This window comes from Acidobacteriota bacterium (genome assembly GCA_030774055.1).
GTDB lineage: Bacteria > Acidobacteriota > Terriglobia > Terriglobales > Acidobacteriaceae > JACPNR01.
In genome coordinates this window covers 1-6,610 of the sequence record JALYLW010000127.1, presented here as the reverse complement: position 1 = coordinate 6,610, position 6,610 = coordinate 1, and the positions used below count along the sequence as shown (strand labels likewise).

Sequence of the window (6,610 nt, the reverse complement as noted above, 5' to 3'; positions counted from 1 at the left end):
CCACACATGCTCGCCACCCATTACACATTCGAGGCATACAAAAAGCCGGGCAGGTTCGCCCGGCTTTATGCTTCCTCTGGCTCCCGCAGGAGCCAGGGTTGGCGCGGCTTGTTATCGGGGCGGTTTCGCCCCACATGATGCGGTTACATCACCAGCGCCAGATCCTCAAGACTTGCCTGCACGGCTTCAACCGACGACCCCCCCGTGATGCGGCTGGCAGCATCCAGCGCACCATCCGTCGAGATCCCGTACCCGTGGCCCATCAGGAACATACGGACCACCTCCGCCGCCTGCATCGAGTCGAGCCCACCTTGGAGCAACTCGTTTCGCAGGGCCGCGACTTCCGTCATGTTGAACTTGTCACCCATTGTCGTCACCTCCGACCCTTGCTGCTGACTCCCTGCTGCTACCTGCTAGCCGTCACCTGCTACCTGTCACCTTGCACGTCACGTGCCTTTATCCCAATTAGACTGCCCAACCCATTACTTTGTTGCGGCCCAGGTAAATATTTCCTGGGCAACCATTTCCCGCCTTGGGATGCGGCGGGTTGCCTGCCGGCCAGCCTGCCAGGCGGTGTTCCCTGAGCGCCTTGTAACCCTACCCATTCTCAGTACGCAAAGCCGGTCTCTTTTGTTCGCCCCTGCCGTATACCCGGGTGCGTTCTGTGGTGCCTAATCCCCGATCAGCTGCTCCTCTGCCATCTTGCTGAGGTGCAGGTCAAAGCCCGTTTTCGGCAGCAGGGAGGTCAGCTGGAAGGCCCGAAAACCGCGGCCCACGACCTCCACATGCCGGTAGAGCCCGGGCTCGGTCTCCACCGTCTGGCGCTTCCCGCTCCAATCTTCAAGGAAGGCCTGCGCCTCTTTGGTGCCCAACTGGCCGTATTTGGCCGGCCGGACGCCGATGGTCTCGGCGGCATATGAGCGCACCAGCTTTCGCCAGTACCGCTGTAGCAAGTCGGTGGAGGCGAAGACGTCCACCCACTCGATCTCGCCGTTGATGGCCACCACCACGCCGACGGCGTTCTGGTCCTTGAGCTGGCGGATCACGGCGTCGTACGACCGCTCCATCGGACCGGCCACGGAATCCACCTGCGCCTTCACGGCTTTGTTGTCCATCACGCGCGCGTAGGAACTCATCTCGCGGACCTGGCTGGCCATCACTCCGCCGCCCACTCCGGCACCGCTCCCTGCACTCACGCTCGGCGAGGCCGACGCCACCGCATCGGCCGCGGCCTGGCGCGACTTGCCGACCTCAGCCCAAACCTTCTGCTGGTCCTTCTCCGCCATGGCTTTCTTGCGGACGCTGGGCTGCGCCATCTGCGCGCTCAATCCGCTGAACCTGTCTGACTGCGCGACCCAGCGCCCCGGCTCCACGCAGAACACACCCAGGTCGATGGGATCGCTCTCTGCCGGGATGATGCGGTCTTTGCCGATGACGCGGTCCTGCTTGCCACCGGTCACGATCTCGCCGGCCAGGAGCAGCAACGGCCGCTTGGAGTTATTCACCAGCACGAGTTGGTTCACCTGCGCGCCGTCCCCAGAGTAACGATAACGCTGTGGCGTGCCGCGGCGCCGCATGAGCGGTTGCACCTGCCCGGCTTCGGTCACGATGACTTCGCCCGAGCGCAAGCCCTCATCGAGCGTGATGAGATCGTGGGTGTCGTGCGTGCTCGCCCCCACCACCGGAAAGATGGTCAGGTTGCCGTGCGTGATCGGCGCCAGCACGCGGTAGCCTCCGGGGGTCGTGGTCGCTTCGCCGGCGCGCGCCGCCGTCGGGATCGCTAGCCGGAGCATGACGAGCGCTCCAGCGAAAACTGCGAGTACGGTCAAGGTCTTGAGACTGCGCATGATGTTGCTCCTTTCATCCAGAACGCAGGTATTCCTCGAGCTTGCAGGAATAAATGCGCCGACCCCACCCAAAGTTGGGCCCGTCGGCCGAGCGAGTCGAACGATCCCCCAAAACCTTTGACACCGCCCCCAGAAAAAACGCTGAACAGCTAACCAAAGTCACTGCTGCCAGCGTCCAAAATGTTGATAACATCCACCTTCCATAGGCCTGGAAAATGCTTTTAGCAGCGGTCTGCGAAAAATGAGTGCAGGGACCAAGCCCGAGCGTACGGCTACGGTCGCGACCGGCGTTGCCGGCCAGTGGCTGGAGCGGCTCTTCGGCGAGCTGTGGGCGGAAAGCCACGCCGCCGACTACGGCCTGCCACAGCTCGAGTTCCTGCGCATCCTGGCGGAGGTGGGCGCGAAGTACCTGCCCGCCAATGCCGCCCCCGGAGACGCGACCGCCCTCTACCGCTCGCTGCGGGTGGAAGAGTTGGCGATCGCCCGCGCCTGTGCTGCCGGCAACGAGCACGCCTGGGAGGTATTCCTCAGCCGCTTCCGCGAGAAGCTGTTCGACGCCGGCCGCGCCATCGCGCGCAACGACGCCACCGGACGCGAGCTTGCCGACTCGCTCTACGCCGACCTCTACGGCACCGAGCTGCGCGATGGCCAGCGCCGCTCCAAGCTGCTGTTCTATATGGGACGCGGTTCGCTCGAGGGATGGCTGCGCACCGTGCTGGCGCAGGAGTTCGTCAACCGCTATCGCAGCCAGAAGAAACTCGTTAGCCTGGAAGAAGAGAACGAGGAAGGCGTGCAGTTTGCCGCACCCGTGCAGGAGGGATCCGTCGTGGTGGATCCGCGGCTCGAGGCCGCGGTCGATGCCGCGCTCGCCGCGCTGCCGGCGGAGGACCGCTACGTCCTCGCCAGCTATTTCCTCGATCAGCGGACGCTTGCCGAAGTAGCGCGCACGCTCGCCGTGCACGAATCCACCATCAGCCGCAAGCTCGACAAGCTCACCGCGCAGCTGCGCAAGCACGTGCTTGACGCCCTGGTGAAGCGCGGCATGAGCCGCCGCCAGGCGGAGGAGGCGCTGGCGGCCGATGTGCGCGATCTCCAGGTCGACATTCGGGCGCGGCTGGCGCAAGATTCCGCCGCCGCACCGTTCTCCAAGAAGGAAGGAAGCTAAGTGGCAGACGTGTCTAAGCTCGTGCGTGCGCGCCTGGCGAAAATGCCGGTGACCGGTCCCCATCCCGGCTGGCATCCTGACGCCGACCAGCTCACCGCCTTTGCCGAGCGCTCGCTCGCCGGCGCGGAGCGTGATGGCGTGCTCGCCCATCTCGCCACCTGCACGGATTGCCGCGAGGTGGTTGCACTCGCCGCGCCGGAACCGATCGAAGAGCTCGAAACCGCGGCGTCCGCAGCGGCAGTGTCCGCACCGGCAAGGCCGCGCTGGCTGCCGTGGCCGGTGGGCGCGAATACGATACGTTGGGGAGCGGTCGCCGCCGCCGTCGCCGTGGTCGCCGTCGCCGTGGTGATGCAGTCGCCACGGATGCAGCAGTCGCCGCTATCCGCGCGAGTATCCACGCCGTCACCTGCGCTCAGCGCAGACAAAACCCTGGTCGCAACGGCGGAGAAGCCGGCGCAGGCGCAACCGCCGGCGCTCGAAGCGGGCTCTGCGGGCAAGGCCAGTATGCGCGAGCGCGATGCCGCCGTTGCGGATCTGCGGGCCGCGGAGGTCAAGAACAACACCGAAGCCCGGCTCGACGAGCTTACGAAGAACAAAGAGGGACTCGCGAAACAGCAGAAGAAAGAAGACGGTGCGCGCACCATGGCCGCCGTCGCGCCGCCAGCTCCGGTTGTAGCGCCGAAGTCCGCGGATGCCGGAAGTCTTGCCGTCAGCAGTAATGGCAATCCTGCCGTCAGTAGTAATAAGGTTAGGGAGGAGCACGCCGCAGGTGGAGCGTCCGCGGGAATGGTTGCGCAAGCCGAGCGGAACGAGCCGTTCAAGGACGCCAAGTTTGCACGCCGGTCCGCCGAGCAACACGCCGCGGCAAAGCCGTCGGCGCCGCCGGCAACGGCCGCCGCCGCTTACGATTCAGTCGCGATGGCCAAAGCTGCTCCCAGCCCGGAACCGGCAGCGACGCGGGCCAAGACTCGCGAAGGAGCGACTCCCGCCGCGATGAGCCCCGGCCTTTACGGCCCGGGCTACGCCGGAAATATCGCGACGCGAAACGCGACGCTGGGCGAAGAGGCCGCGCAGCGCGCCGAGCTCAAGCCCGCCACGCTGCGCTGGACCGTCACTTCCGACGGCCGTGTGCAGCGCTCGCGCGATGGCGGCCGCAACTGGGCCGACGTGCCCATCGCCAAGGACAAGGCGCTGAAGTTCCGTGCGCTCGCCGCCGATGGCGACGAGATCTGGGCGGGCGGCGCCAGCGGCGCGCTCTACTACTCCGCCAACGCCGGCAGCACCTGGCGCCCGCACCCGCTGCCAGGCGTCACCGGCGACATCATCCGCTTAAGCGTCAGCGGCAAGTCGCTCATCGTCTCGACCTCGTCAGGGCAGACGATCACGGTCTCGCACGACGCCTTCGCCGACACCGCGGCCAAGCCGCCCAGCAGCCGCTAGTCGCCCTCTATTACGCCTCTTCAACCTTGGCTTCGTCGATCAGCAGGATGGGAATCCCGTCGCGCATGGGATACACCCGCCTGCACGCGGCGCAGCGGAAATCCTGCCGGTCCTGGCGAAACGTCAGGGGCTGGCGGCAGGCAGGGCAGACCAGGATGTCGAGCAGTTTCTGCGAAAGCATCGTGCTCATTCTACCGCCTTGTCATTCCCCTGCTTGTCATTCCGAGGAGTCCGAGAACGTTGTTGGAGCAGCAACGGGTGAGCGCGGAGCGAGCGCCGGACAGCGCGAGGGGCGACGCAGCAGAGCCGAGCGTAGAAGCGCGAAGCGAAAGCGTTGCGGCGACCCTGGAACAAACTCCGAGGAATCTGTTTTTTCGCATTGTCCGGTTAAGATAGTCGGGTGAGCGCGGAGCGAGCGCCGACCCGCGCGCGCAAAGCGCGAGGGCGAAGCAGCGAGTCCGCGAGCGTTGCGGAGCCCTGGGAGAAAAGATGGCCACCATCCTCGACGGCACCAAGATCGCCGCGCAGATCAAAGATGAGGTCGCGCAGGAGATTCGCGCGCTCGCTGCGCAAGGACAAAGCCTGCGTCCCGGACTCGCCGCCGTGCTCGTGGGCCACGATCCGGCTTCCGAGATCTACGTTCGCAACAAGATCAAGGCTTGCGAGCAGCTTGGCATCTACAGCGAGCAGATCACGCCGCCGGAAACGGTGACCACCGCCGAGATGATCGCGCTGGTCTACGAGCTGAACGCGCGCGACGACATTGACGGCATCCTCATCCAGCTTCCGCTGCCCAAGCAGGTGGACGCCAAGAAAGTGCTGCTCGAGGTCGCGCCCGAGAAAGACGTCGATGGATTCCATCCCATGAACGTCGGCTTTCTCTCCACCCAGCGTCCCGGCCTGGTGCCGTGCACGCCGGCTGGCGTCATGGAGATCCTGAAGCGCAGTGGCATCGAGGTCTCCGCGCAGAACGCGGTCGTCGTGGGACGCAGCGACATCGTTGGCAAGCCGGTCGCGATGCTGCTGACCAACGCGAACGCCACCGTGACCATCTGCCATTCGAAGACGCGCGACCTGCCCGGCGTCTGCCGCGGCGCCGATATCCTCGTCGCCGCCATCGGTAAGGCCGGCATGATCACCAAAGACTTCGTGCGGCCGGGCGCGGTCGTGATCGACGTGGGCATCAATCGCATCACCGACGCTGCCGAATTCGCGAAGTTTTTTAAGGGCGACGCCAAGCGCGAAACCGATTTCGCCGCCAAAGGATTCACGCTCATCGGCGACGTGCACCCTGAGGTCGCGCAAGTCGCGGGCGCGCTCACGCCCGTGCCCGGCGGCGTGGGCCCGCTGACTATCGCCATGCTGATGAGCAACACGGTGAAGGCGATGAAGCTGCGCCGCGGCACGGCTGTATCCGCAGACGCTCCCGCGATGTCGGCGCGGAGCTAGAGTGGTTGGGGGAAAATGGTAAGGGTCGCCATCACCGGTGGCATCGCCTGCGGCAAGTCGACCGTGCTGCAGATGTTCGCCGACCTGCCCCACGTCGCGGTCCTGAGCGCGGACGCCATCGTCCATCAACTCTATCTGCCCGGCGAAACGGTCCATAACCGGGTGGTCGCCGAGTTCGGCCGCGCGATCCTCGATCCCGGCGGGCGCATCGACCGCAAGAAGCTTGCCGACGAGGCCTTCCGTGCGCCGGAGCGACGCCAAAAACTGGAGAGCATCGTGCACCCCGCCGTGTCTGCGCACGAGGTGAAGTGGATGGATCACATCGCCGCTTCGTCACCGGAAACCAATCTCGCCGTGATCGAGGTGCCGCTGCTGTTCGAGGCGAAGTCGGAAGGCAATTTCGCGAAGACCATCGCCGTGACCTCCACAGCGGAAAAGAAGCTGGCACGCTACAAGTCGAAGCATCCCGAACTGAGCGAAGCCGAGGCCGGCGCGGAACTCGAGCGCCGCAGCGCATCGCAGTTGCCGGACGCCGAAAAAGCCGGGCGCGCGGATTTTGTCGTCGACAACTCCGGCACCATGGACGCCACCCGCGCCCAGGTGAAGAAGATCTATCAACAACTCACACCACAACTCACATAACCCGGCTGAGCGGCCGCGCGGCAAGCAGAAGCTCGACGTCAAAGTCACGCTCCAAGAGGCGCAACCA

Annotated in this window: 7 protein-coding genes; 4 read left to right on the top strand and 3 right to left on the bottom strand. The window is 65.4% G+C overall.

Annotation, left to right across the window (positions count from 1 at the left end; genetic code table 11):
- Positions 1 to 143 precede the first annotated feature (143 nt).
- Positions 144 to 368, bottom strand: coding sequence for a hypothetical protein (locus M3P27_10745; protein MDP9268785.1), 225 nt, complete (start codon positions 366 to 368; stop codon positions 144 to 146).
- A 303-nt stretch (positions 369 to 671) separates the two neighbouring features.
- On the bottom strand, positions 672 to 1,793 hold the full coding sequence (locus tag M3P27_10740) for a hypothetical protein (protein ID MDP9268784.1): 1,122 nt from the start codon (positions 1,791 to 1,793) through the stop codon (positions 672 to 674).
- A gap of 295 nt (positions 1,794 to 2,088) precedes the next feature.
- Between M3P27_10740 and M3P27_10735 the strand changes: the two genes are divergently transcribed.
- Both M3P27_10735 and M3P27_10730 read left to right on the top strand, forming a co-directional pair.
- Positions 2,089 to 3,012, top strand: a complete 924-nt coding sequence (locus M3P27_10735) for a sigma-70 family RNA polymerase sigma factor (GenBank protein MDP9268783.1) — start codon at positions 2,089 to 2,091, stop codon at positions 3,010 to 3,012.
- Entirely contained in the window at positions 3,013 to 4,452 is a 1,440-nt protein-coding gene (locus tag M3P27_10730) for a zf-HC2 domain-containing protein (GenBank protein ID MDP9268782.1), read from the top strand. It abuts the gene before it with no gap.
- A 10-nt stretch (positions 4,453 to 4,462) separates the two neighbouring features.
- Here M3P27_10730 and M3P27_10725 read toward each other — a convergent pair whose 3' ends face one another.
- Positions 4,463 to 4,642 carry a Trm112 family protein gene (locus M3P27_10725; GenBank protein MDP9268781.1) on the bottom strand — a complete coding sequence of 60 codons (180 nt, stop codon included), beginning with the start codon at positions 4,640 to 4,642 and terminating at the stop codon, positions 4,463 to 4,465.
- 299 nt (positions 4,643 to 4,941) lie between these two features.
- On the opposite strand from M3P27_10725, the gene folD reads away from it, so the two are divergent.
- Positions 4,942 to 5,901, top strand: a complete 960-nt coding sequence (gene folD / locus M3P27_10720) for a bifunctional methylenetetrahydrofolate dehydrogenase/methenyltetrahydrofolate cyclohydrolase FolD (GenBank protein ID MDP9268780.1) — start codon at positions 4,942 to 4,944, stop codon at positions 5,899 to 5,901.
- Positions 5,902 to 5,916: 15 nt separating this feature from the next.
- Positions 5,917 to 6,543, top strand: coding sequence for a dephospho-CoA kinase (gene coaE, locus M3P27_10715; protein ID MDP9268779.1), 627 nt, complete (start codon positions 5,917 to 5,919; stop codon positions 6,541 to 6,543).
- Positions 6,544 to 6,610: the final 67 nt, after the last annotated feature.

Coding starts and splice junctions, on each gene's coding strand:
- M3P27_10745 (MDP9268785.1), bottom strand. CDS start 368: ATGGGTGACAAGTTCAACATGACGGAAGTCGCGGCCCTGCGAAACGAG.
- M3P27_10740 (MDP9268784.1), bottom strand. CDS start 1,793: ATGCTCCGGCTAGCGATCCCGACGGCGGCGCGCGCCGGCGAAGCGACC.
- M3P27_10735 (MDP9268783.1), top strand. CDS start 2,089: ATGAGTGCAGGGACCAAGCCCGAGCGTACGGCTACGGTCGCGACCGGC.
- M3P27_10725 (MDP9268781.1), bottom strand. CDS start 4,642: ATGAGCACGATGCTTTCGCAGAAACTGCTCGACATCCTGGTCTGCCCT.
- folD (MDP9268780.1), top strand. CDS start 4,942: ATGGCCACCATCCTCGACGGCACCAAGATCGCCGCGCAGATCAAAGAT.
- coaE (MDP9268779.1), top strand. CDS start 5,917: ATGGTAAGGGTCGCCATCACCGGTGGCATCGCCTGCGGCAAGTCGACC.